We start from the raw sequence: 23775 nt of genomic DNA on the forward strand, positions 1-23775 counted from the left end.
TACCCCGGAGCTGCACTCCGATGGCGGCAAGCACTCCGCGGGTGTGAAGGCACAAACCCCCGAAGGGCAACGTGCCCCGGGGACGAGCTAGGTAGCGGCACCGCGGCCGCCGGGTTGCCGCCGTAGTTCCTCGATCGTCTGCTCGGCGGCGCGCAGCGCGGTGGTTAGAGCATCTGCGCGTTCGGAGGCTGATTGCCGGACCTCGGCCAGTTGTGCGGCATGATCGGCGCGCGCTTGTTCGCGGTCCGTGCGGGCCTCGGTGCGCAGGTCAGCGAGTTCGCTACGAAGACGGTCCACGTCCGCGCGAGCTTCCTGCGCGGATGTGTGCGCTGCCGCGGTCTGCGTTTCGGCGCGGGTCTGTGCGAGCTGAGCTTCGGCGGCCGCCTCTTGCGCAGCGTCAACGGCCGTCCCCGCGAAGGTCCTCCGCCCCGGGGATCACCGCACAGATCCCCGTGCCGTGTGGGGACGGCCCGGGGAGGTCGCACAGGTCGTGTGCACTTCCTGGCCGCAGACGCCTCCTCGACATCACCGGACAGTTCAACGGGCGGCATGTGATCGTGACCCAACCCGACAGATCCACCCCTGGTCCAGCCTCGGTGAGGCGAGGAAAATAGGGACGATGGTCGACATCTATGAGGTACCCGCAGGAGAGCCACGCCTGACGTCATTCCTCCAGGCGCAACACACCACCCAGATCGCCCGGCGCGGCGAGTTGGTCGACGCACGCGACCGCCCGGCCCTGATCGCATCGACCGACGACGAGACGGTCGGGGTGCTGATCTACGACATCGACGGCACGAACTGCGAAATCGTGAACATGCGCGCATCCGGCCAATGGGGCGGCGTCGGCACGGCACTCATCGAACGCATCGCCGAAGTCGCCCGTGCACAAGGTTGTTCGCGACTGTGGTTGGTCACGACGAATGACAACCTCGACTCGATGCAGTTCTACCAGCGGCGCGGCTTCCGCCTGTCGGCCGTTCGATGCGGCGCAGTGGACCAGGCGAGACGGAACCTGAAGCCGGACATCCCCGACGTGGGCTACTACCAGATCCCGCTTCGGGATGAAATCGAGTTCGAGCGCGACCTCGAGCCCGCGTAGACGAGCTCGCCCCCACTCAGCCCGGCCGAGGAGGCGAAGCGGGCTGAGCGCCACTGCATCAGATGACCGATCCGGCCCCCACGATTGGTTCCTTGGTGGGTGGCTGTGTTTCCGAGGGAATGATCGCGATGGCCAACCGCATAGTCGGACCATCTGCCTTTGTGCGGTTTACCGGCACGACCAGCTCTCCGCAGCGAGCGTTGGCCAGCAGCGGCACCGGTTCCGGTGTCTTCGCGCAGGGCCCCTCGACAAACTGCGCCAGCGGATGGTCCACGGTGGTCGGCGGCGAGCTGGACGGCGAACTCGAACATGCCGCCTGAATGGCGACCGCCCGAACCTTGTGTTCGGGCTCGGGCCGAGTATTTACCCAGATAAATCCTGGCACACCCCCATAGCAATACCGGAAGTTTTGCTGAGCGCCGTTCTGCGGTCACCAGGGTCCGTTTTGGCCATGGCCATACCGGAAACCTCCAGATGGCACGGCAACCCGGCGATCACCATCAGTGGCCCGGCGGCAGGCTATCCGTATGCTGCGACACGACCATCGTTCGCCGTGCGCGGGGGCTGGTAGACAGACCAGGTGGTTGAACGCTCAGATCAGGAGGCCTCGATGCCGCGACGATCATCGTGGATGAGTACGACGGCGGCCGCCCTGGGTGGAGAGCTGGCACGCATCGGGCTGACCGTCCCCACCGACCAACTCGAGGTCCTGCTCACCGAACGAGTAGCTGCCGTAGCGGAGCAGATGCACATCACCGAACGCTCCGCCCGCCAGTACTTCGACCACGACACACTGCGCACCCTCGCCCGCGACCTGGCCCTGATCATCAAAGATGAGGCGCCCGGCGCCGACCTACTGGCCCTGCCCCGCACCACCGCCATGCCTCTGGCCACCCTCGGTGCGACGATCGCCGCCCTCGTCGAAGTCACCGCCCTCGGCGGCGGCGACAAAGATCCCGACGAGCCGGCAACGGCGATGGCACTGATCTCCACGCTCGGCGTCCTGGCCAGAGACCACGACGGGGACCTCCCCGCCGTCTGGGTGCCCGAGTCGCTCCTCATGCGAGCGGCGCGGCTCATCGAGAACACCGCCGACCTCGTACGCCAAGGCTGCCCACTACCGCCAGACGTCGCCGAAGGTCCGACCCCACCTGCAGAAGACACTCCGCGAAGACGCCGCCGGGCTCCGGGCACTGATCCCCGACACGGGCCGACGGTCCAGCTCCGCCTGTGGGCGGTTCCCGACGATCCATCGTGACGGGCGCGGGCGCATTCGTACCGAGAGAATCGATAGAAGCGCAGACCTTCTTCGCGAAGGGCTGATCCTTGATGCGGCACCCCGCAGCGATCACGACCATTTCGGCAGCGCCATCTACCAAATAGGCTGGCAAACAAGCATTTTCATAAAGCCGATAATTTGTATTATGCCAACTAGACCGCTCCGTATTTCATCAGATGCATCATTTCCGGGCACTCAATGGCCATGCCTGGTAGCTGACCTCCGTGGGGGAATCGTGTATTTCGTTGTCGATGCGTGTTCGATCGGCTTACCGTGAGCATGGTCCGCGTCCGCCGGGGACTCATCCAGAGGAGGAGCGATGACTGCGAAGTTCGAGCTGTTCAAGGACACCGCCGGCCAGTTCCGGTTTCACCTGAAGGCGGCTAACGGCGAGATCATCGCGGCCAGCCAGGGCTACACCTCGAAGGCGGCGGCTCAAAACGGGATCGATTCAATCAAAGCCAATGCGGCAACGGCTCCAACCGCGGACCTAACCTGACCTGGAGGACGCATGCCTTGCGCTGGAAGGAACGCTCCGGCGGCAGGCTATTCGGTTCGGGCGGCGCAGACCCAGCAACCCTTGGCCCGCCATTTCGGTAGCGGCCATTCGGTGGGATCGAAATGCGGCTGCTGCTCCATCCCCCGCGTGGGCCGACCACACACCGCTTTCACCTCCGGCCACTTGACGGTGTGCGCGTCAGCGACCAGACCGAACACGCAGTTGCCGCCCAACGTGGGGTGCTAAACACCGCGGTTATCGACTTGCTCAATCCGGATACGAACATTCACCGTAAAAGGCTCCGCCGATGCCGTTTTCGGGCAGCGTTGTCAGGTGGTTCTCGTAGAAGTTGAGGTCCTGGCGCTGCGGCAGGACCTTGACGTCGTGCGCGATGGGTACCACGGTTCCGTTGTCAAGCAACGCCAATGAGAAGGACACCGCCTTGATCAGCACCATGCCTCACCGCTGACCGCTGACCGAAGACAGAAGAGGGGCCCTGCACCGGATCGGTGCAGGGCCCCTCTTCTGTGAATTGCGGGGGATTACTGCGGGAGCAGTACCTTGTTCGCGTCGATGAGCTGCAGGATCTGGGGATCGATCGCGATGCCCTGAGCCTTGACGGCCTCGATCGCGGTGTCGACGACACCGGCATACTGCGAGGTGCCGCTGGTGCTGGGGACGCCGCCCGTGAGGTCGGGCAGGGCCGGCGCCGCGGGGGCCTCGGGCACGGTTGCGGGGGCGGTGCGCTGGGTGGGTGCGCTGCTCAGGCCGAGGCTCGAGGAGCAGGACGGCCATGCGCCCCAGCCCTGGGAGTCGAGAACCTTCTCGGCGACGACGATCTGCTCTTCACGCGAGGCCTGGTTGGCGGTGGCCGCGTACTGGGTGCCACCGTGTGCGTTCCAGGTGCTCGGGGAGAACTGGAGTCCACCCTGGAAGCCATTTCCGGTGTTGATTCCCCAGTTTCCGCCGGACTCGCACTGCGCGAGGCGGTCCCAGTCGGAGTCAGGTGCCGCGTTCGCGGTGCCCGAGAAGGCTGCTCCGGCGACGCCCATGATGGCGCCGGTGACGGCGACCTTGGCGACGGTGCGGCCGGTGGTGGTGGGCTTGCGATGGCGTCCGCTCATAGTGGTCGAGATCCTCTCCACACGCGCCTGCGAGGTCAGCTGTCGGGTTCGGGCTGAGAGGTCGCCCGGCCTCGCCTCTCCTGGCTGGAGAGGGTCTGGCTTCACCCCAAGATCCGAGTGTGCGAGGCACATTCGGGCCGGTGTCCGTCTGAGAACTTGCGTTCCCTGGAGGACTTTGGGTCCCCCGTCCTCGTCCCTGGAATGCTTCGTCGGGACTCCGGTACCCGCGGGACGAGGTTTGGCGCGGCGGGCCGGATGTGGCCGATGTTTCCTCGGCCGGTGACGACCGTAACGGGCCCAGGCCGCAATGTCACCATTTGATAACGCGGAGTGTCTTCGCCTGTTGCGGGGCCTCATTGGGCGCGCAGAGACCGTGCCCAGCTAGTGGCGACAAGACGCGCGTATCGCCGAGCCGTAGCCCTTCCGTTACCGGGCCGTTATGTGAGTAAGCTCACGGCACCGGGGTGCGTCGACGATGTCCTTGGCCGTGCCCTGAGCGGAGATGGGGATGGGTGGGATGAGTGGATGACACTCAGGTCCGATCGGTGGGCATTGTGCGTCTTCGGCGCGGCGATGGCGCGGCAGACAGTGGAGGGGCGACATCGATCAGCTGAGGAGGAAGGCGGTTGCGATGGAGGGGATTGGGCGCAGGGCGTGCGAAACTCCCGGGCCGGCCGTTGACCGGTCCCGGCCCTGCGGGCCACCTCAGGGCAGCCGCGCTCCCGCAGGAAACCCAGGACGAGAGCGCTGAACTCGTCGGTCCGCTCCAGCATGAGCGCGTGGCCGGTACACACTCCCACATCAGTCGTGCTGCACGCCCCGGAGAAGTGCTACTCGATGTGCCCGGACGAGTCGATCTCGGCGGATACCTCGTCGAGGCGGCGTTTGGCCCTCTCCAGCCGGCCCTCGAGTTCGAGGACTTCCACCACTAACTCGTCCCGCTCGGCCAGCCGGCGGGCAAGCTCGTCTCGAGGGGATTTGGTCTTCATCCATTCACGGTACGCCCAGGTCACCGACCGATGCCTGCCCCGGGATCTCCCGCGTCGCAGCCCTCCCACGGTGTTGTTGCGCGGCGCGACGCACCCGCGTGTGTCCCGTAGGGTGAACCAGCCAATGATGCCGAACCGTAATGGAGAGACAGATGAGGCAGCTCGGTAGCGCCGGAGAACGAGACCTCCAGCATCGATACGGCACCGTCGAGCGTGCCATCCGGTTCTACGCCGAACAGGTGCTCGACCATCTCACTCCGGCCATGATCGACTTCGTCGGCCGCCAGGAGATCGCGTTCGTCGCCACCGCGGACGCGGCCGGCGAATGTGACAACAGCCTGCGCGCCGGCGCACCCGGATTCCTGCACGTGATCGACCCCAAAACCCTCGCCTACCCCGAGTACCGAGGCAACGGGGTGATGGCCAGTCTCGGCAACATCGCCGAGAACCCGCACGTCGGACTCGTGCTCGTCGACTTCGTCCACGATCTGATCGGGCTGCACATCAACGGCGCGGCGCGGATCGTCGAGGACGCGGTGCTGCGCTCCGAACTCCCGGATCTACCGGGCGACTGCGCGCCGGGACGAATCCCGCAGCGGTGGGTGATGGTGGAGGTCGAAGAGGCATACATTCACTGCCGCAAACACATTCCCCGCATGGAGCCCGTTCCGCACCACCGGGACTGGGGAACCGACGACGCGAAACGCAAGGGCGGTGACTACTTCGACGCGAAAGACACCCGGCGCTACGACAGAGCGGCGGCGACCGCACCGCCCGAATCGACTCCGGCCTTGCCGTCGAGGTGTTTCTGACGTGGCTGAGCGTCACGGTCGCCGGCCGCCGCTGACCGACGGGGGCACGCGAGAAGAGCCGGTCTCGTGACCCAGAGACGGGCACAACTGACCCGAAGCGCGCTACTGCAGCGGGCGGCGGAAGAATTCGACGGCCACGGGTATGTGCACGCGACGTTGAATGCGATCTCCGGGAAGTCCTACACCACCAAAGGCGGCCTGTTTTCCATTTCCCCACGAAGGAGCACCTTGCCCGCGCAGTGATCGACGAGGGCTTCCGAAGATTCGAGCAGGCCTGCGCACAGCGGATGACCACACATTCCCGTGCATTGGAAGCCCTCATCGATCTCTCCTATGTCCTCGCCGACTACGGCCGCGACGATCCACTGGTTCGGGCCGCGTTCCGGCTGCTTTTCGAGATCGGCGACTACCGCGGCGACCATGCGGCGCCGAGAATCTTCGAGACCTGGACGCTGCACTGCCGAAACCTCGCCCTTCGGGCCGGCGAAGAGGGGGATCTGCGCGCCGGCATCGACCCGGACGAGCTCGCCGAAGTCCTGGTGGAGATGGCCTTTGGGGCCCGGGTGCTCGCCACGGCGACCGGCGCCCTCGACAGCCCCACGCACCGGGTCACCACCGGATGGACACTGCTGCTGCCGACCCTCACCGACCCGGCCGCCGAGACGTATTTCCGGCAGTTCGCCGCCCGGCGCACATCCTCCACGGCCTCCCCGCCGGGCATGGAGCCGACCGCGTCCTGACTTGGCCCCGCGGGGTCGGCGGCCTGCCCTCGCGGGGCGCACGAGATCGCTTCATCACAAGCGGTTGATGCCCGCAGGTGCCCGTCTCATTCATCCTGGTCATCCCCCGGCACTGTCGAAGAGGGCAGTGCGAGAGCGACGGAACCCACGGGTGCAACGCGACTCGTCCTGACCCGAGGGGATCAGGCATCTGAGGCAGGCGTGGATGGAAGCATCTCCTGCTCGAACCAGCGAGATCACCCCCTTCACCTGCTGGAGGGGCAGCGGGACGAGGACTGACAGCAGACCCCTCGGTCAGTCCTCCGGCTTCGGTGCCACCACGAAGTCGTAGGGTGCCATCGGGCCGACGAGGCGCATGGTGACCCGGTCGTCCCAGCGCGCGGCGAGGTCTCCGACCGTCTGCTCAAGTTCGCCTTGCCGGTCCACCTCAAGCAGGACCGCGATCTGGACCGCGTCCTCGTCGTGGGTGGGTTCGCGGACGGTGACGGTGTCGGTCAGCGGTGACAGCACGTCGAGAGTGGTGCCGGTGTCCGTCTCCCGCTTGGCCTCGAGGGCGTGGCCGATCATCTCCCCCAACGCCATCCGGTCATCCCGGGTCAACTCCTCGGGCTGGTCGCGGATCGCCTCGAGCAGGGAGGAAGCCTCCGGGCTCTCGTCGACGATCTCCCGGATGATGGCCTCCTCGACGTAGCGGCCCCTGACCAGGTACTGGGCGCAGCCCTCCAGTTCCTCGAGAGCGGAGAAGAACTCGTCCTCGTGTTCGGCGAGCAGTTCGTTGACCACCGCGTCGCGGTCGGACACGACGGCACCGAACCGCAGCGGCAGCACCGGCGCGACGTGCGAGGTGCCGTCGAGGATGCGGGCGTGAGCCTGCAGGTCCGCGGGGGTGCCGAGTCGTTGGTCCGGGTCGATCTCGCTGACCAACGCCGCGATGTCGCCGTGGGTGACGATCTCGATCGGGGCGTCGTGGATGCCGGTGGCGTCCTCTTCGGGTTGCACGTCGGCCGGCACGATGCCGTACACGTAGATCACGGCCATCGGAGCACCCTCGTTGTTGTCGTTGTTGTCGTTGTTGTCGTCGGCGTCGGTGTCGGTGTCGGTGTCCTCCGGGGAGGTCATTTGTGCCTACGTCGGGGTGCCGGTTCGTGTTCGCTCGAGGATCCTCCGAGTAGCTCACCGAGCGTCTCCCCCACGCCCTCGAGGACACCCTTGGTCTTGGACTTCGTGCTGCCGCTGCCCTTGACGTCGGAGAGGAGGTCGGACAGGCCTTTCGGTTCGCTGCCGATCGCGAGCCGGTTCGCCGCCTCGGCGAACCGCAGGTAGGTGTCGACGCTGGCAACGACGATGCGTGCGTCGATGGTGAGCAGTTCGATGCCGACCAGCGAGACCCGCACGTAGGCGTCGATGACCAGGCCCTTGTCCAGGATGGTGTCGATGACGTCGGCCAGGCTGCTCGAACTCGGGCCTCCTGCGGTGGTCATCGCTGGACTCCGCGCTTCTGGCTCCCGGAGGTTTTCGCCGGGACGCTCCGCTTGCGGGGCGGCGCGTCACTGCGCCTGCGGGGCGGTCGCCGCGCCGGCCGTTCCTCGACCTGCTCAGCCGTCTCGTCGCCCTCGTCTTCGTCGTCTTCGTAGCGGTCGTCCGGCGGAGGTGCCTTCTCCGCTGCAGCGACCTGCAATCGGGTCATCATCGTCGACTCCCTTCACCCGGATCGGCGATCATCGGTCGACGCCGGGCACCCAGGAGCGGGCCGCCCCGCGTACCCGAGATCAGCACGCGCCGGTGCGAACCACCCCGAACCGGACTACCCCCAACGACGAACCTTCAATCGGTCAAAAGCCTGAAGTGACTGGGAAATTCGGCACGTGCGATCGAGGGCCGAAACGGGCCGACCGGTCGCTCCCCAGATACGGTCCGGCCGCGCCGCCGCCCGAACACAGGGAGCCCGCGGCGTTCCGTCGGCGCCGATGCTGATGTGGACGGCGGGGAGGGCGAGGTTCGCCTGTCGGTGAAGGCGCCGTCCTCTACGGTGGATCCATGGCGGAGCGTGGTGCGCGTCCCAAGGTTCCCAAGGCGCAGAAACGCTTCCTGCGCGCGATCCGGCACCTGTTCAGTCCGTTGCGGCCGGACGACTACCTCGAGCTGATCAACCCGCTGTGGACCACGAGGGAGCTGCGCGGACGGGTGGAGAGGATCGAACCCGCCGGCGAGGCCGCGGCCACGGTGGTGATCCGGCCGGCTCACGAATGGGCGGGACACCGGGCGGGACAGTACGTGCGCCTCGGCGTGATCATCGACGGCGTCTACCACTGGCGGGCGTATTCGTTGACGTCCGACCCGCACGCCGACGACGGTCTGATCAGTGTCACCCCGAAGGTGGTGCCCACCGGCACGGTCTCCCCGTACCTGGTCCGCGAGCTCGCCCCCGGCGACATCGTGCGGCTCGGCGAGATCGAGGGCGTGTTCACGCTGCCCGAACCGCTGCCTGAGCGCCTGCTGTTCGTCAGCGCCGGCAGCGGCATCACCCCGATCGTGAGCATGATGCGCGATCTCGACCACCGCGGGGGTCTCCGCGACGTGGTGGCCGTGCATTCCGACCGGACCGCCGACCAGATCATGTTCGACTCCACGCTGCGCGAGCTGGACCGCCGCCACGACGGCTTCCGGCTCCAGGTGCGGCTGACCGAAACGGAAGGCCGCATGACACCGGCCGAGCTGGACACGCTGTGCCCCGATTGGCGCGAGCGTGAGGCGTTCCTCTCCGGGCCCGGCGACATGCTCGACGCGATGGTCGAGCACTGGGACAAGCACGGCGACCCCGACAAGGTGCACCTCGAGCGTTTCCAACCGATCATCGGCGGATCCGCGGGCGCCGGTTCGGGCGGACGGATCCATTTCCTGGAAAGCGAGATTGAAACCGACTGCGATGGGGGTACACCGATCCTGGTAGCCGGAGAGGAAGCAGGAGCCACACTCCCCTACGGATGCCGGATCGGGATCTGTCACACCTGCACCGGGACCCTGCGGTCGGGGCAACTGCGAGACCTCCGCACCGGTGAGGTGGCCGACCTCGCGGGCAAGGTGGTGCGGACCTGCGTCAACACCGCGGAAGGCGACATCGAGATCGAACTGTGAAACGAAGGGACCCCCAAGGTGAGCATCGATACCGAAAGCCCCCTCGCGCACTTGAGTGCGGACACCATCGAGGCGCTGGCCAAAGAGTTCGATGCCATCCACGCCCAGGTCTACGCGGACCTCGGCGAGCGTGACCGCCGATACATCAAGAACGTGATCGCCGTCCAGCGGCAGTTGGCGGTGGCGGGCCGGGTCCTGTTGCTGGGGTCGGCCTCGAAACCCGCATGGCTGGCGGGCACCGCCTGCCTGGGGATGGCCAAGATCCTGGAGAACATGGAGATCGGTCACAACGTCATGCACGGCCAGTGGGACTGGATGAACGACCCGGACATCCACTCCTCGTCGTGGGACTGGGACACCGCGTCGACCGCGAAGGCCTGGAAGCACTCGCACAACTACATCCATCACACCTTCACCAACATCCGCGGCAAGGACAAGGACCTGGGCTACGAGATCATGCGGATCGACCCGCATCAGAAGTGGCACCCGGTCTACCTGGCGCAACCGTTCTACAACGTGCTGCTCATGGCCTTCTTCGAATGGGGAGTCGCCCTGCACGACATGGACCTCGAGGCCGTGCGGGCCGGCGAAAAATCCTGGCCGGAGGTCTGGGAGGACCTCAAGGGCATCGCGGGCAAGGCGCGGGCGCAGGTCGTGAAGGACTATGTGGGCTGGCCGTTGGTCAGTGCCGGCGCGTTCGGCCTGGCCCAGCTCGCCTTCCGGGGCCGGCTCGGCCAACCGACCTCCTCCCGCCTCGGGCGGCGGCTGCGGGCCCTGCGCTCGACCGGACGACTCTCTGTCGTCGCCGATGCACTCGATCGGACCATCCCGGGAGTCGAGCGCACGTTCCTGTCCACCCTGATGGCGGACGCCACCGCGAACATCATCCGCAACGTCTGGGCGCACGGGATCATCTTCTGCGGGCATTTCCCGGACCAGACCTACACGTTCAGTCCGGACGAGGTCGAGAACGAGACCCGAGGAGGCTGGTACGTACGCCAACTCGTCGGTGCGGCGAACATCGAGGGCAGTCCGCTGTTCCACATCATCAGCGGGAACCTCGGATACCAGGTGGAACACCACCTCTACCCGGACATGCCCAGTACCCGCTACGCCGAGATCGCGCCCCAGGTGCGAGAGATCTGCGAACGGTACAAGCTGCCGTATAACTCCGGGCCGCTGGTCCAGCAGTGGTTCATGGTGCACCGGACCATCCTGCGGCTCGCGTTCCCCGGCGGAACAGCACGCCCGAAGCCGGGCCCGTACCACGGTGAACTCGACCACCACGGCACACCCGGGCCGAGTGAGGCGGCCCGGTTCCGGGAACGCGTTCCCGCCGGCGGCCCGGCCGCGGGCCCCGAACACGACACCGGAGAGGTGCAAGGCTCACCACCCCCGCACGGGCAGGACTAATTCCCCTTCCGACCAGGCCTGCGCCTGCCCGGTGGTGGTCAGGGGCATCGCTGAGATGATCGTGCACTGCATCGAAACCGGACGGGAGCTGACCTCCGACGACGCCGGTCACCGCAGAGGGTCCTCACCGTGCCCGTCGCTCGAGGGAACACCATTTCACGGTGGTCGCGGCACCTGGCCACCGTGATCACCGACACCGCATCCACTGCCAGTGATGTGCTTGTCGAGGAGGGCTTCTACGAAGCGGCCCTCGCGGTGCTCACCGACATCCTCAAGGCGACGACGCCGAAGCCCACGATCAACTGCTCCCCGGCTGGTATTGCCGTGACTGGTACGACCCCGATCCTTCGCCGGGCCACGGGAGTCGTGTGGGACACCCAGCGCACTCGCTCACCGGAATCCTCGACGCCGCGGTCACCGAACTCCTCGACACCCGCACAGTCGGTTCGCTGCCGCAGACGTAGCGCGGCTCGCGGCCACGCCCTACCCCAACAGGGCCTCGGTTCCGCCCAAGTTGGCGAGAATCCGGGAGTGACACCAATTGAGGACTGGGCGGTTCAGCAATCGTGAGACTGGGCAGTTCAGCGCGCTGTCGCTATGACACGTTCCGCGAGAACCCCCATACTGGTGTCGGTGCGCAGCCTGCCCCCGGCTGTCCTGCATTCGGAGTTGAAAGAGCAGATTTTTGAGCGTGTAGTAGGAAGTGGCGTCGCTTCTCGGCGGCGCACCCGAAGGAGATTCGCTGAAGCGACCAGGATTCGAGCTCGACTGAGCTTGGTCGGTTTCGCCCCTTTCGAAGACGGCTTCGCCTGTTGAGGACGTGGACCCCTTACCTTGATCTCTTCGGCTCCACGGAAGGTATGATCGTGCTGAAACACGCGAAGAAGAATGACCCGCAGCGTCTGCTGGCGAAGATCGTCATCCTCGGAGCCCTTGCTGCCGTTCCGATGTCCGCGGTGGCAACACCCGCTGCGGCCGCACCGGTGTCGGGGAGTGTGCAGGTCGATCGGGACTGGCAGCAGCCCCGAGGCTGGGACGAGGACCAGGACGAACAGCAGGACGAGAACGAACTCAATCCGTTCGGTTTTGGTCTGTTCGGCCAATCCATCCCGTTCGGCGACATGTTCGGCGGAGCCAATCCGTTCGGTGGTCTGTTCGGCCAATCCATCCCGTTCGGCGACATGTTCGGTAGCAGCTGAGCCAGCTGTGCGGTGATGTTCGGTGACCGAGACTTCATCGGATGCGAACCTGCCCCGGCCTACCTCGACGTAGGCCGGTTCGATCGAGACCTGAATCCGCCCCGGATCGCGGGACTCTTCCGGGGGCGAACCGGCAAGACTGCGCGTCCTCGGCCGGCTGGCCGGCAAGCCGCTCTCCGGCCTCAGCTCGGGCCTGTCCGGGATGAAGTGGTTGAGCCGCACCGCCCTGGTCGCCCTCGTCCTCCTCATCGTCCTCGGGCTATTGCTGGGTCCGGTTCTGCTCGTGATCGCCTGCTGGCCATGCTCGTGGCCGGACTCGTCGCGGCCGTCCGCGCCGTCGCACGGTGACCCGCCCGCGCCGGGGCCACCCCCACACAGGGTTGTGTGCGTCCGGCCGTCGGGACAGGCACTTCGGGAAAAGTGACCCGCCTCCGGCGGCCGGACGCAGGGCCCGGGGCGTGCCTCGGCCGCCGCGGCGGCGTTCGAACCGCACAAAGCCCTCGTCGATCACGCCACCGGCAAGGTCCGCTTGCGAGGTGGTGGTCGGCGCTCTCATCCGACAACGATGAGTACGCCGACCACCGCGACCGCGCATGCCGAGGCGCCGACGCAGGTCATCCATGCCGGCACTGCAAGCCGGTGCCAATCGCGAACCCGGGACGCCGCGTCGACGGTGCGCAGCGGTGACTCCGGATCCGCGGCGGCAGGGTCAGCTGATCGGTGCACTCGGCGGCGAGATACCGCGTCCGCGGTGACCGCGACGCCCACGGACGCGACGATCACCACCAGCGTGGCCACCAGGACCACGACCATCCAGGGCATGTTCATACCAACCACTTTTGATCTCCTGTTTGCGTGTGGTGTCCGCCGCTCACCACGATCGGTTCCGCCCCCGTCCCACCGCCTCGTGCATCGCCGAGACAACCTCCCGTGTTGCACGGCGTCCACGCTCCATCCCACTCGTCGACGCCCGAGACCACCATTGAGCAGGAAATTCGCCGGGGCGCGAGGAGATCAAACCTCAATGCGTGATTCGGATCACTGGCCATCCCGGACCGGTAGGGCCCGATGAGCGCAACCCGTTCACAGCGGTGCACCCGGGGACTTGCGTTCGCGGCGGCGACGTTGGAAGCGCTCCCGCTGTTCGTCGAGAAGCAGAACCCCTCGCCGCTGAATCTCGTGAGAGTCCCGGGCGATCACCGTCCGGACCAGCACGATGTGCCGATCCAGGTCGTCGGCTCGCCGGGCCGCCTCCTCGTCGTCGAGTAGCCGCGCAGCCAGCCGGTCGCAGTCGATGAGGAGTTGCTCATACGCAAGCCGTGTCGAGGCCTGCTCGTCGAGCCGGGACAGCACGCCCCATTCCGCCAACTGCAACGGTATGCGGGCCAGGTGGTAATTGAACCGCAGAAGGGCCAGCGCCGGGCCGCGCAAGGTTGTCACGATCGGCGACGGTAGCCGGTGTCGATGAACACTCATGGCCGAACGCGTGCCTTACCCGGCCGCTATCCGGCACTCGTGCACGTTGCGCAGCGCCTGGAGCACGGCCACATCCCGGGGTGTGGCCGCGTCGCCGAGTGGCGGATCGGCCGCGGCGGCCGTTGCGGGGTCGAGTCCGATCGACATAGCGGTCCTCTCCGAAAAGGAAATACCGGCCATCTTTAGTGGAAGCGAAATGCCTGGCGACCGCATCCAAAGTCGCTTTCTTATAGACCCACATTCCGCCACATGCTGCAATCGTGCATTTCGGTTTTGGGTGCGCCCGAAATCCGGGTCACGGTATCGACCCTTCCCGCCAGGCCCCGTCGACATGTGGGTACCCCCCGGCGAGGAGGTCATGGTGAGCTGCTGCGCCCGAGTCTCCGCCACGGTGTGGATTCGCCGGTGGCGTACACGTACGTGCTGATCAGGGCGGTAGCCCGGCTGCCCCCAGGCGAGTCGGGCCACCGCTGTCCCGGATTGCTCCGTCGGTCAGCTCAGCCCGATGCCGCCGCCGAAGGTGACGCTCAGCCACTTCAAAAACGCCTCGAACGCGACGCTGAAGTCGATTCCTGCAGAACCCATCAGAATTCACTCCTCCACTGGTGATGAAAATCCACGGGATCGTCGATCGCCGCTTACACCATTTATCGCGTTCGCAATCTCGGAATGTTTCACCAAACCCGAGAAATTCTCACATATTGAAATTTAACAACCGTCCACATTGCTGGACAATTGATCAAAATCGCCATTCCAGTGAGAGTTCGTGTGTTTCTCGTGTTTATTCGAGCGAATTGTGAGCAACCAGAGAGACCAGAGGCGGGTGAGCGGCGCACCGTCCCCTGGGAGCGCCGGATGAGGTTTCGCCGGCGAGGTGCTTATGATCCGGGTCGTAGCGAGCGGAAGGTGCAGACCGATGCCCGAGAAAAAGCACAAACCGACACCCGAGCCCGGCCCACTGGGCACGGGCACACGAGTGCTGGTGCGCCGACCGTCCGAAGCGGACCAGACCGGGCAGATCATCGAGGACTACGCCGAGCTGACCGACACCGACGAACACGGGCACGCCTGGGCACCGGTGCACCGGTGGGCGGTCGCCCTCGACGACGGGCGGCTGGTCTTCGCCGACACCGACGACCTGACCGCGGAACCGAGCACGCAATGATTCAGAACAACCAGCCAGGGGCCGTGCCCCCGGGACCGACCAACCGGGTTACCTCACCGCCACGCTGCCGGTGAAGAAGAACGGCGCCGTGCCGCCGAAGCAGAAGACGGTCGCGTTACCTCTCACGAAACCGCTGAGCTTTCCCGCAGCCCCGGGTCCGAACGCACCGGTCTTGAAGTTGAAGCCCGAGTCGAAACCGAAGCAGGTCCAGTTCTCACCGGCGGGGACCGTCACCACCACTTCCCCGGTCGCCCCGGCGCTCAGCGCCGGTACCGCGGCGGCGGTACCGCCCGCGAAAACCATCGCGGGCGCGATGACCGCCGACGCGATGGCGGTGCGTACCGCGATCTTCTTCATGATGCTCACCTCATTCTGAGAGTCCCCGACTCTTGCAGCGAACGGGTGGCGGAACGGCCCCCACAGCACCTCCGGGCGCCGATTCGGGCACCCGTTCTTGTGAACACATCAGGATTGCCCCGAAAAACAGCAGGTGAAACGGCGAACGGCGTCGAAGCTCGAGTACGCAGCAACCTCTCCGGCGACGGCTGACGGTGCCGGGTCGTCCGATTCGTCTGCTGGTGGGACGTGCGAGCGCATACGATCCGCTGATGCAGTGGCTTCCCGCGGAGGTCCGCCGTGGACAGCTCATCGATGCCGCGCTCGTGCTCGCCGCGCAACAGGGTGTCGCCGCGTTGACCATCCGCCGCGTAGCCGAGGCCGGCGGGGTGTCGCTCGGAGTGGTGCACTACCACTTCGAGGACAAGGACGAACTTCTCACCGAGATGGCGGGAAGCCTGATCCTCACCATCAGCGAGTCGATGCGCACGGCGTTCACTGACCTCATCGGAACCGCGCACCCGCGCGGTATCGAGGGCCTTCGTGAACTCCTACGGGCCGGCATCGGGGGCCTGTGGCCAATCATCGAGGCCACCCCCGACCACCAGTTGCTCACCTACGAGATCACCGCGCAGGCCCTCCGGCAACGCGGGGCCGGCCACGCCGCGGCCGGGGCGATCGCCGCCCGGCAGTACCGCACCATGGACACCGAAGCGGTGGCATTCCTCGACCTGTGCGCACACCGGGCCGGCGTCACCTGGAGCACGTCCGTGGATCAGGTCGCCCACTTCGCCCTGGCTGCGCTCGACGGACTGGTGCTGCGCTGGCTCGTCGACCGGGACGGCGACGCCGCCCTCGCCGCACTCGACGACCTGGTACAGATCATCGCCACCAAGGCGGTTCCGGATCGGCCCGGATGACCTGTAAACCCTCGATCCCGATGTTCGAACACACGCCGGCAGCGTTCGATGGGTGGTAGGGAGTGATCATTTCCGATCACCTCCCGGGCGCCGAGGACGGTCCGGGCATGATGGTGTGGATGCGTTGTGCTCGCGCGTTTTCGTGGTCGACGATCGCGTCCTGCCACTGACGGTCCGAGCATGCGCGGTCCGGCGCGCAGGGATGAGGAACCCCGAGCCGGGCGCCGATCTGTGCCCAGGACGCGCCCTGTGTCAGGGCGGCGGTCACCGCCCGGGCGAGGAGTTCCTCGCCCAGCTCCCCGGGCGGGGCGAGCTGAGTGCAATCGTCGTCTCGGTGCTGTCGCCGCCGATCCTGATGGTGGACTGGCGCCATCTTCGGGACTGTATCGGACCCCCAGCCGGTGACGAGGCAACGTTCGCCCGCGGCGAAGTCGGAACGCCGGCCACCCCAGTGAAGGACGTGTCGTTCGAGACCGGCGTGCCGCTCCCGCAGTGGTAGTCGACATCGAGCGGGCTCGCTCATCTCCGTGCGCGGCGGCGCCCCGCCGCATCGGGCACAGGCCAGTAACCGACGCGATCGCGGCCTTTACCCGAAGGTCGGTGCGTGTCCGCCGTCCCACAATTGCTCGGTCACGTCGTGGAAGCAGACGAGCAGCACCGGGTCGTCCGCCCGTGTCAGCACGGACTTGCTGATCGCCGCCCGCACGGCAGAACCGTCTCGGTGCGTGAGCCTCACGATCGTCCCCGCCGACTGTTGCAGATCCTCTGCGACCGGCCGCGGAGGGGACGTCATCGGGAGCAGATCGCGTATCGATCGCCCCGAGAGCGCATCGTGCGGATACCCCATCATCGCCTCGAACGCGCGATTGACGTGCACGATGTGACCGTCGCGGTCGACGGCGAGCACCGGCACCGGGAGCCGTTCCAGCAGCACCAGCGCGGGAAGTCCTTCGAGGTAGCCCAGTGCGGTATCGGGATCCGCACGTCGTCTCTCCATAATGATGTATCGAGGGTGCGGCCTCGCTGTTACCCCCGACGCTGGAACACTGGCAGCGGCGGCGACCCCTCGATCGGACCACATCGACACCCCGGCCGCCCCGGTCCGTCGTCGCGGCCGAGGGTGTGAGGAGCGACTCGGGCCCGCCGGGACGTCATGCAGCGTCGTCCCGCCGCGCGACGAAGCCCCCTTCAGCGGCCTATTTGGGGAAATTGCTCTCGCAGTCAACATATTTTACGGCCATCTCTCCCGATGAGTCCCTGCTCATCGGTGGACTGATCGAGACGTTTCTCGTGGCGCTGGGTGCCGTGGGTGCTGTCAGGGCTGCGGGACCTCGACGTGGTCGGGGAGTTTGTCGCGCATCTGGTCCACCTGCTGCTCGATCCGGTCGACGGCACTGTCGTTGTTAAGGACGGTGACCACGCCGGCGGCGAAGGCGATCGAGATGACGATCGCCAGCGCGCTCAGCACCAGGCCGGCGATCGCCACACCCTTCCCGGTGATCCCTACCCGGCGGGCCGCCCGCACACCGAGGACACCGAGGATCAACCCGATGATGCCCAGGACCAGTCCGATCGGGGACAGGATCACGATCAGCACACACACGAACGCGGCCGTCCCGACGGCAAGCGCGAACGCCGCGGCCGCGCTGGTGCGGGCGGGCTTGGTCACCACCCGCTCCTCCACCGCGACCGGGCGGTCGTCGACCCCGGGCTCGATCCGCCGCGGGTCGTCATCGTGTCCCGGTCCGGTCAGTGGTCTGCTCATCGCTTACCTCCGTGTCGTCGATCCGCCGCATTCGGTGCGGGCGGCACACCCCTTCGCTGCTCGGTATGCCACCCACAACGCATGCCCAGCTCACGGGTGTTCCAATCCGACGAGCCGGCCACCGGGCGGCCGTCACCACGGGCGGCGGTTTCTACGGGGCGTGGGAGGATGCCACCGTTGCGGCGATCAACCGATCCCTGAGTCGACGACGTACGCCGCGCAGCGGGTTGCTGCCCTACGGCTGCGGGAACCGCGGCAAGCGCTCCTGCAAAAGACAGGACAGTGGGGTGCCGCGGAATCGGATGGACCCTGCCCCCACCGCCCCAGCGGCGTAATCCCTAGGGCGATCCCGTCATCCGGTCGATGAGCGCCTGTTGGGCCTGCTCCTCCTCTTCGGCCGTGATCTTGCCCGCAGTGCGGGCCTCGTCGAGTTCCTCGAGTGCGCGGCGGATTGCCGCCGGGTTGTGCATTTCCTCCTCGACCTGCCGTTGGATCAACTCCGCCAGCGAGATCACACCCTTCACCGGTTGGAGTGGCAGCGTGACGATGGATGACAGCAGTCCTATGGTTCAGCCCTGTCCGGCCGGATTCTGGGTGACCACGAAGTCGTAGGCGGCCATGGGGCCGAGCAGCTTTATCTCGACCCGGCCGTTCCACTCCTCGGCCAGTTTTCCCACAGCCTCTTCGAGTTGGTCCTGCCGGTCGACGTCGGCGAGGACTGCCACCTGGACGGCTTCTTCCTCGTGCGTGGGTTCGCGGCGGTTGACGGAGTCGGTGAGGTCGCCTAGGGCCTCGACCGTCTTGCGGGTGTCTTCCTCGCGCTTGCCGGCGATCGCGTTGTTCACCAGTTCCCCGAGTGCCATCCGCGCCTGGCGGCCGGCGTCCTCCGACTTGTCCCGGATCTCATCACGCATCTGCGCGGCCTGCTCGTTCTCGTCGAGGATCTCTTGCAGGATCGCTTGCTCCACGTAGCGGCCCTTGACCACGTACTGGGCCTTACCTTCCAGTTGTTCGAGGGCCGCCGCGAACTCGTCCGCATGTGCCGAGAGCAGTTCCTCCTTCACGGCGTCGGTGTCGGTGAGTACCGCCCCGAACCGCAGCGGCAGCACCGGCGCCACCCGGGACGTCCCGTCCAGCACATTCGCGTGGGCTCGGAGGTCTTCGGGTTTGCCGAGTGGACGGTCCACGGACATTGCGCTCACCAGGGCGGCGATGTCACCGTCCGTGACGATGTCCACCTTCCCGCCGGAGACCCCGGTCGCGTCGTCCCCGGGTTCGACGTCGGCCGGGACGATGCCGTAGACGTACACCCCCGCCGTCTGCTTCTTGTCCGACTTCTCTGTGTTCTCGCTCTTCTGGTTCTTCGTCTGCTCTGTAACCATCACCTGTCACCTCGAGTCGACTTGCGCGACACCCGTTCCCGTTCCGGTTCCTCTTGCCCGCCCAGTAGGCCGCCGAGCTTCTCTTCGATGGCGCTCTTCGTCTTCGACTTCGCAATCTTTTCCGTCCCGCCCGACACCAGATCGGACAGCCCCTTCGGTTCGCTGCCGATCGCGAGCCGGTTCGCCGCCTCCGCGAACCGCAGGTAGGTGTCGACGCTGGCGACCACGATGCGGGCGTCGATGGTCAGCAGTTCGATGCCGACCAGCGAGACCCGCACGTACGCATCGATGACCAGGCCCTTGTCCAAGATGGTGTCGATGACATCGGCCAGGCTGCTCGAACTCGGCCCACCCGCGGTAGTCATGCTCGTGCTCCTTGCTCCCCCGCTCTCGCCCCACCGGGAACGCCGGTGTGCGGGCGGGGCGGCGACGTGTGGCGGTACCGGTCGTTCCTCGGCCCGCTTTGCGCTCTCGCCGTCGCCTCGTCCAGCTCGCCCCTGTGGCATACCCGAAGTGGAGATGTACGTGCGGACTACCGGACTACCCGGATCGGCAGTTGTTCAATCGATCAAAGACCTTAGGGGACTGAGCAATTCGGAGCGTCCACCCCTGCCCGAAACGGTCCGACCGGTCGGCTCCTCGGGTGTGTCGTTGGTCTTCCGTTCCCACGTTGACATCACCTATCCTCGCGCGTGGACTTGCGTGAAACCCGTTCGCGCTGAGGTTCTTCCTTCCCGCCGCCGAGGAGGTCGCCGAGTTTCTCACCGGCGGCCCCGAGTGCGCCCTGGGCTTTCGATTCAGACTCGCTCTCGCCGCCGCCCCCAGCCAGGTCCGTCAGGCCCTTGGGCTCGCTGCCGATCTCGAGCCGGTTTACCGCTTCCGCGAACCGCAGGTAGGTGTCGACGCTGGCGACGACGACGCGGGCGTCGATGGTCAGCAGTTCGATGCCGACCAGCGAGACGCGCACGTACGCATCGATCACGAGGCCTTTGTCGAGGATGGTGTCGATGACGTCGGCGAGACTACTGGAGCTGGGCCCGCCGCTGACTCCCCCGCCGCCACCGCCACGACCTGCGGGTTGTATCGACGTCATCGCCGCGCTCCTCGCTTCGAGGCGGCCGACTTGGCCGCAGTCTTGCGCGGGCGGCCCCGGCGTGCCGGAGGCTTGTCCTCACTGGCGGACGCCGTCTTGCGCGGGCGGCCACGGCGTGCCGGAGGCTTGTCCTCACTCGCAGACTTCGCCGCGGTCTTGCGCGGGCGGCCCCGGCGTGCCGGAGGCTTGTCCTCACTGGCGGACGCCGTCTTGCGCGGGCGGCCACGGCGTGCCGGCGGCGGCGATGTTTCCTCCCCCTCGTCTTCGTCTGTCTCCTCCGGCTCCTCAGCCTCGTCCTCGTCCGTCTCTTCCGGCTCCTCCTCTGTCTCCTCCGGTTCCTCAGCCTCGTCCTCGTCCGTCTCCTCCGGCCCCTCCTCTGTCTCCTCCGGTTCCTCAGCCTCGTCCTCGTCCGTCTCCTCGTACTCTTCCTCGTCTGTCTCCTCCGGCTCCTCGGCCTCGTCCTCGTCCGTCTCTTCGTCCTCGTCTGTTTCGGTGGGCTCCTCGTACTCGTCCTCGTCGCCCCCGTCCAGCTGCGCGTCGTCCTGCTCGTCCTCGTCGGGCTGGGCTTCGTCCTCGGCCGGTTCCTCGTTGTAGTCCTCGGACTCCTCGGGTTCGACTACCTTGCCGTCCCGGATCTCCCCGCGCCAGCCCTCCACCTCGTCAGGATGGAGAACGGCCTGTGTCATGACATGGCGTCCGAAGTGCTTCAACTCCAAGCGCGTTCGTCGTCCTTGTGCACGCCACAGGTTTCCCGTCTTCTCGAACAAGCCCTTCGGGTGATACTCGAGGATCAGAACGATGCGGGTGAGATCGGGAGTCACCTCGTGGAACGTCACCGCCCCGTCGATGAAACCCTTGGCACCCTTCGAACGCCACACGATCCGCTCATCCGGGACCTGCTCGATGATCGATGCTTCCCAGGTCCGGTGCGACAAGAAGATCTGAGCCTTCCACTCGAGCTTCTCGTCCGCCTCCTGCTCCACCCGCTCGACCTTCTTCATGAAGGAGGGAAAGTCGGCGAATTGGGTCCACTGGTTATACGCCAGTTGGACCGGGACACCGACATCGATCGTTTCGACGATATTGGTCAACTTGAGCTTCTTGCCCTTACCGCCACCGCCACCACCGGTGACCGCGTCCTTCACATCCGACGCCGTCTCCTTCACCTTGTCGGTCAGCCCGGAGAACAGTGACTTGCCGTCGCCCTTCTCGTCCCCGTTGCCGTCACCCTGCTGCTCTTTGCCGGTGACCGCGGACAGCAGGCTGCCGCCGCCGCCCTCGGCGTAGTCGGTGAGCCGGCCGGACGCACCCTGCACCTTGTCGGACACGGTGGACATCGCCTTGTCGGTCACGGTGCCGAGCAGGCCCTGCGCCGCCTTCTTCAGCGGTGACAGCGATGCGGCCTCACCGGACGCACCGGACACGTTCTGGCGCAGCTTCTTCGCCGCGCTGTCGAGATTCGAGGTCATCGCTGATCACTTCCGGGTGCGTCGTCGTACGGGTACAGAATCGGTCGTCGCCTTCGCGCGCGTCCTGCGGGCCCTGGCTCGGGCCAGATCGTCTTCCTCGTCGTCGTCCTTCGACGACCGCGACCGGGACCGGGTGGGCCGGGAACTACCGCCACTCGACGAGCGGCGGCGCGGGGCCGGGCGCTTGCGGGCGCGGGGCGCCTCCTCCTCGGCTTCGTCCTCCTCGGCGGTCTCGTCCTCCGTGTACTCGTAGTCGTCCTCGGGCTCCTCGTGACGTTTGCGCTTGGACCTCTTCCCGCCCGAAGCCTCGTCGCCGCCCGATTGCAACCGGGAGTTGAGCGAGTCGATGCGATGGCTGGCCGCGGTCACCGCGGCCGTCTTCGCCGCGTTCATCAACTCCTTCCGGACCGCCCCGCCGAGCTTGGCGACCTCGGGCGAATCCCCGAGCAGCTTGCCGGCCTGACCGAGCACACCCAGTGAGCCAGAAGGAAACCGACTGGATGCTCCGGCGCCCGCGAGCATCAGCGCCAACTTCATCTTGTGCGTGCGGCCCAGCATGTACCCGGCACCCACGGCCAACGCCATCTGACCCTTGCCTGCCATCGCCCAACCCCTTTGTCGAGAAGATGTGGTGCACCTCGGCGCCGGCGTCGGCGAAAAGGGTGGGGGCCGTGGTCGGTGGGTGGTGCCTTCGTTCCCGCCGACTACCCCGCGTCGGCGACGCTCAATCCGGCCGCACACCACATCCCCAATCCGAAACAGCCACCGCACGAAGCAGGCCGAGGCCGGGCTTTCAGGGAAACCCGCGTAGCGCAGTGGCAAGCGGGTACCCGCTTGATACGCTGCCCGCCCCGCAAGCGGTCCGGGCAGCCAGCCCCGCTTCGGCCGTTGAACCCCTCGGCCCGCGGGGCGCCCCGCCGCGCGGGGCCGAGGTCAAGCGTTCGCCCACCCCACCTCAGCCCGCACGCGGCCCCACCTCCGTAACCTCGTGGATCACTACACACGAGGAACAAATGCGCCGATCAATTTCGAATTCACCTTACTTGGTAACCGATTTCCCAGAACATTATGGGCGGTTGTTATTTTACCCCGAACATTATGGGCGGTTGTTAATTTCATTATGTGAGAAATTCGGTTTTTTGCGAAACACTCCACGCCCCCGAGCGCGATAGGCACGGTAAGCGGTGATCGACGATCCCGTGGATTCATCACCAGGAAAGGCGTGAATTCCGATGGGTTCTGCTTCAATGCCCGTTCGAGGCGTTCCTGAAGTGGCTGAGCGTCACCATCGGCGGCGGCATCGGCCTGAGCTGACCGACCGAATCCGCGACGGCGGTGGCCCGGCCCGCCTGAGGGCAGCCGGTCCACCGCCCTGATCAGCACGATCACCGGCCAGGTCGCCGCCTACCCCTACCACCGTCCTCGGCCGGGAAGCGAGCTCGGTCCACGGGGTGCCCGGTCGGCAGGCGACCGGGGCCGATGAGTCGATATCGTCACCCCGAAATCGGGCCAGTCGACCCGGAATAACTTTGCGCGAAGCGCGGCTCGAGAATGTGGGTCTCCCCGAAATAAGCGCGGCTCGAGGAAGTGACGCTTCGCAATGTACGCGCGTTTTTGCCGACACGGAAACTCTACAGACCCGTTGCCGTATTTTCATCTCACCTGGCACGAGAGTGACGGGTTTCGGAACTTCACGAGCGCGCAGCATGCGCAAAGGGCACCCGGGGAGACGACGCGAATGAACACCAAATGCGGCGTCGTCATCAGCATCGCCCGCACGCCCGTGGATCGGTAGGACCGCGGCATGGGGCATGGGGCATGGGACATGGGACATGAGGCATCGGATGGGAGAGGCCGTGGAGATGTCGCCTCGGCAT

30 protein-coding genes and 1 riboswitch are annotated in these 23775 nt (G+C 66.4%); of the genes, 11 read left to right on the plus strand and 19 right to left on the minus strand.

The window, feature by feature from the left end:
- Positions 1 to 87: 87 nt before the first annotated feature.
- Positions 88 to 297 carry a hypothetical protein gene (locus tag ACLIVD_RS38290; protein WP_491933187.1) on the minus strand — a complete coding sequence of 70 codons (210 nt, stop codon included), beginning with the start codon at positions 295 to 297 and terminating at the stop codon, positions 88 to 90.
- Positions 298 to 712: 415 nt separating this feature from the next.
- On the opposite strand from ACLIVD_RS38290, the gene ACLIVD_RS38295 reads away from it, so the two are divergent.
- The 3 genes from ACLIVD_RS38295 to ACLIVD_RS38305 all read left to right on the plus strand — a co-directional run bounded on the left by ACLIVD_RS38295 (position 713) and on the right by ACLIVD_RS38305 (position 2880).
- Positions 713 to 1102 (plus strand): GNAT family N-acetyltransferase, encoded by a 390-nt coding sequence (locus tag ACLIVD_RS38295; RefSeq protein ID WP_491933188.1) that lies wholly within the window; start codon positions 713 to 715, stop codon positions 1100 to 1102.
- Positions 1103 to 1733: 631 nt separating this feature from the next.
- Positions 1734 to 2360 carry a hypothetical protein gene (locus ACLIVD_RS38300; RefSeq protein WP_491933190.1) on the plus strand — a complete coding sequence of 209 codons (627 nt, stop codon included), beginning with the start codon at positions 1734 to 1736 and terminating at the stop codon, positions 2358 to 2360.
- Between the two features lie 340 nt (positions 2361 to 2700).
- The gene (locus ACLIVD_RS38305; RefSeq protein ID WP_005572760.1) at positions 2701 to 2880 is read left to right on the plus strand and encodes a YegP family protein; all 180 of its coding nucleotides are present in this window, start codon (positions 2701 to 2703) and stop codon (positions 2878 to 2880) included.
- Positions 2881 to 3147: 267 nt separating this feature from the next.
- Here the strand turns inward: ACLIVD_RS38305 and ACLIVD_RS38310 are convergent, their stop codons facing one another.
- The 3 genes from ACLIVD_RS38310 to ACLIVD_RS38320 form a co-directional block, all read right to left on the minus strand.
- The gene (locus ACLIVD_RS38310; RefSeq protein WP_491933191.1) at positions 3148 to 3336 is read right to left on the minus strand and encodes a hypothetical protein; all 189 of its coding nucleotides are present in this window, start codon (positions 3334 to 3336) and stop codon (positions 3148 to 3150) included.
- Between the two features lie 86 nt (positions 3337 to 3422).
- The gene (locus ACLIVD_RS38315; RefSeq protein ID WP_491933192.1) at positions 3423 to 4004 is read right to left on the minus strand and encodes a transglycosylase family protein; all 582 of its coding nucleotides are present in this window, start codon (positions 4002 to 4004) and stop codon (positions 3423 to 3425) included.
- A gap of 8 nt (positions 4005 to 4012) precedes the next feature.
- Positions 4013 to 4226, minus strand: a riboswitch (cyclic di-AMP (ydaO/yuaA leader).
- A 608-nt stretch (positions 4227 to 4834) separates the two neighbouring features.
- On the minus strand, positions 4835 to 4993 hold the full coding sequence (locus ACLIVD_RS38320) for a hypothetical protein (protein ID WP_166680860.1): 159 nt from the start codon (positions 4991 to 4993) through the stop codon (positions 4835 to 4837).
- Positions 4994 to 5145: 152 nt separating this feature from the next.
- Between ACLIVD_RS38320 and ACLIVD_RS38325 the strand changes: the two genes are divergently transcribed.
- Entirely contained in the window at positions 5146 to 5805 is a 660-nt protein-coding gene (locus ACLIVD_RS38325) for a pyridoxamine 5'-phosphate oxidase family protein (RefSeq protein ID WP_491933194.1), read from the plus strand.
- Positions 5806 to 6092: 287 nt separating this feature from the next.
- Positions 6093 to 6545, plus strand: coding sequence for a TetR/AcrR family transcriptional regulator (locus ACLIVD_RS38330; RefSeq protein ID WP_491933195.1), 453 nt, complete (start codon positions 6093 to 6095; stop codon positions 6543 to 6545).
- A 294-nt stretch (positions 6546 to 6839) separates the two neighbouring features.
- Here ACLIVD_RS38330 and ACLIVD_RS38335 read toward each other — a convergent pair whose 3' ends face one another.
- The 3 genes from ACLIVD_RS38335 to ACLIVD_RS38345 are packed head-to-tail and all read right to left on the minus strand — an operon-like array spanning position 6840 to position 8235.
- The gene (locus tag ACLIVD_RS38335) at positions 6840 to 7664 is read right to left on the minus strand and encodes a GvpL/GvpF family gas vesicle protein (protein ID WP_491933196.1); all 825 of its coding nucleotides are present in this window, start codon (positions 7662 to 7664) and stop codon (positions 6840 to 6842) included.
- Positions 7661 to 8026: a gas vesicle protein GvpJ gene (gene gvpJ / locus ACLIVD_RS38340; RefSeq protein WP_491933197.1), complete on the minus strand. Its 366-nt coding sequence runs from the start codon at positions 8024 to 8026 to the stop codon at positions 7661 to 7663. Before gvpJ (ACLIVD_RS38340) ends, ACLIVD_RS38335 begins: the two co-directional genes overlap by 4 nt.
- Complete coding sequence (locus tag ACLIVD_RS38345; RefSeq protein WP_491933199.1) at positions 8023 to 8235, minus strand: hypothetical protein; 213 nt, start codon at positions 8233 to 8235, stop codon at positions 8023 to 8025. Before ACLIVD_RS38345 ends, gvpJ (ACLIVD_RS38340) begins: the two co-directional genes overlap by 4 nt.
- A 347-nt stretch (positions 8236 to 8582) precedes the next feature.
- On the opposite strand from ACLIVD_RS38345, the gene ACLIVD_RS38350 reads away from it, so the two are divergent.
- From ACLIVD_RS38350 to ACLIVD_RS38360, 3 genes are all read left to right on the plus strand, one after another.
- Complete coding sequence (locus tag ACLIVD_RS38350) at positions 8583 to 9680, plus strand: ferredoxin reductase (protein WP_491933200.1); 1098 nt, start codon at positions 8583 to 8585, stop codon at positions 9678 to 9680.
- Between the two features lie 18 nt (positions 9681 to 9698).
- Positions 9699 to 11093 (plus strand): fatty acid desaturase family protein, encoded by a 1395-nt coding sequence (locus tag ACLIVD_RS38355; protein WP_491933202.1) that lies wholly within the window; start codon positions 9699 to 9701, stop codon positions 11091 to 11093.
- 866 nt (positions 11094 to 11959) lie between these two features.
- The gene (locus ACLIVD_RS38360) at positions 11960 to 12292 is read left to right on the plus strand and encodes a hypothetical protein (protein WP_491933203.1); all 333 of its coding nucleotides are present in this window, start codon (positions 11960 to 11962) and stop codon (positions 12290 to 12292) included.
- Between the two features lie 552 nt (positions 12293 to 12844).
- Here ACLIVD_RS38360 and ACLIVD_RS38365 read toward each other — a convergent pair.
- The 3 genes from ACLIVD_RS38365 to ACLIVD_RS38375 form a co-directional block, all read right to left on the minus strand.
- Positions 12845 to 13120 carry a hypothetical protein gene (locus tag ACLIVD_RS38365; protein WP_491933204.1) on the minus strand — a complete coding sequence of 92 codons (276 nt, stop codon included), beginning with the start codon at positions 13118 to 13120 and terminating at the stop codon, positions 12845 to 12847.
- A gap of 255 nt (positions 13121 to 13375) precedes the next feature.
- Entirely contained in the window at positions 13376 to 13768 is a 393-nt protein-coding gene (locus ACLIVD_RS38370) for a hypothetical protein (RefSeq protein ID WP_491933205.1), read from the minus strand.
- A 15-nt stretch (positions 13769 to 13783) separates the two neighbouring features.
- Positions 13784 to 13915 carry a hypothetical protein gene (locus ACLIVD_RS38375; protein ID WP_491933206.1) on the minus strand — a complete coding sequence of 44 codons (132 nt, stop codon included), beginning with the start codon at positions 13913 to 13915 and terminating at the stop codon, positions 13784 to 13786.
- Positions 13916 to 14684: 769 nt separating this feature from the next.
- Here ACLIVD_RS38375 and ACLIVD_RS38380 point away from each other — a divergent pair.
- Complete coding sequence (locus ACLIVD_RS38380) at positions 14685 to 14933, plus strand: hypothetical protein (RefSeq protein ID WP_491933207.1); 249 nt, start codon at positions 14685 to 14687, stop codon at positions 14931 to 14933.
- A gap of 48 nt (positions 14934 to 14981) precedes the next feature.
- On the opposite strand, the gene ACLIVD_RS38385 is transcribed toward ACLIVD_RS38380, so the two are convergent.
- On the minus strand, positions 14982 to 15293 hold the full coding sequence (locus ACLIVD_RS38385; protein WP_491933517.1) for a hypothetical protein: 312 nt from the start codon (positions 15291 to 15293) through the stop codon (positions 14982 to 14984).
- A gap of 248 nt (positions 15294 to 15541) precedes the next feature.
- On the opposite strand from ACLIVD_RS38385, the gene ACLIVD_RS38390 reads away from it, so the two are divergent.
- Positions 15542 to 16189: a TetR/AcrR family transcriptional regulator gene (locus tag ACLIVD_RS38390; protein WP_491933208.1), complete on the plus strand. Its 648-nt coding sequence runs from the start codon at positions 15542 to 15544 to the stop codon at positions 16187 to 16189.
- Positions 16190 to 16391: 202 nt separating this feature from the next.
- Positions 16392 to 16688, plus strand: coding sequence for a hypothetical protein (locus ACLIVD_RS38395; RefSeq protein ID WP_491933209.1), 297 nt, complete (start codon positions 16392 to 16394; stop codon positions 16686 to 16688).
- Between the two features lie 87 nt (positions 16689 to 16775).
- Here the strand turns inward: ACLIVD_RS38395 and ACLIVD_RS38400 are convergent, their stop codons facing one another.
- The 8 genes from ACLIVD_RS38400 to ACLIVD_RS38435 form a co-directional block, all read right to left on the minus strand.
- Positions 16776 to 17186 (minus strand): PAS domain-containing protein, encoded by a 411-nt coding sequence (locus ACLIVD_RS38400; protein ID WP_491933210.1) that lies wholly within the window; start codon positions 17184 to 17186, stop codon positions 16776 to 16778.
- Positions 17187 to 17504: 318 nt separating this feature from the next.
- Positions 17505 to 17954: a DUF4190 domain-containing protein gene (locus tag ACLIVD_RS38405; protein ID WP_491933211.1), complete on the minus strand. Its 450-nt coding sequence runs from the start codon at positions 17952 to 17954 to the stop codon at positions 17505 to 17507.
- Between the two features lie 338 nt (positions 17955 to 18292).
- On the minus strand, positions 18293 to 18520 hold the full coding sequence (locus ACLIVD_RS38410; protein ID WP_043791731.1) for a gas vesicle protein GvpG: 228 nt from the start codon (positions 18518 to 18520) through the stop codon (positions 18293 to 18295).
- A 3-nt stretch (positions 18521 to 18523) separates the two neighbouring features.
- Complete coding sequence (locus tag ACLIVD_RS38415) at positions 18524 to 19336, minus strand: GvpL/GvpF family gas vesicle protein (protein WP_477955992.1); 813 nt, start codon at positions 19334 to 19336, stop codon at positions 18524 to 18526.
- A complete protein-coding gene (gene gvpJ, locus ACLIVD_RS38420) occupies positions 19336 to 19701 on the minus strand; it encodes a gas vesicle protein GvpJ (protein ID WP_005241539.1) in 366 nt (121 codons plus the stop codon). The genes ACLIVD_RS38415 and gvpJ (ACLIVD_RS38420) overlap by 1 nt, the downstream gene beginning before the upstream one ends.
- 311 nt (positions 19702 to 20012) lie before the next feature.
- Positions 20013 to 20429 carry a gas vesicle protein GvpJ gene (gvpJ, locus tag ACLIVD_RS38425; protein WP_133988162.1) on the minus strand — a complete coding sequence of 139 codons (417 nt, stop codon included), beginning with the start codon at positions 20427 to 20429 and terminating at the stop codon, positions 20013 to 20015.
- Positions 20426 to 21898 carry an SRPBCC family protein gene (locus tag ACLIVD_RS38430; RefSeq protein WP_491933212.1) on the minus strand — a complete coding sequence of 491 codons (1473 nt, stop codon included), beginning with the start codon at positions 21896 to 21898 and terminating at the stop codon, positions 20426 to 20428. Before ACLIVD_RS38430 ends, gvpJ (ACLIVD_RS38425) begins: the two co-directional genes overlap by 4 nt.
- A 6-nt stretch (positions 21899 to 21904) precedes the next feature.
- Entirely contained in the window at positions 21905 to 22501 is a 597-nt protein-coding gene (locus ACLIVD_RS38435) for a hypothetical protein (RefSeq protein WP_133988164.1), read from the minus strand.
- Positions 22502 to 23775 lie beyond the last annotated feature (1274 nt).

The sequence above is a fragment of the Rhodococcus sp. G6(2025) genome, assembly GCF_058628105.1.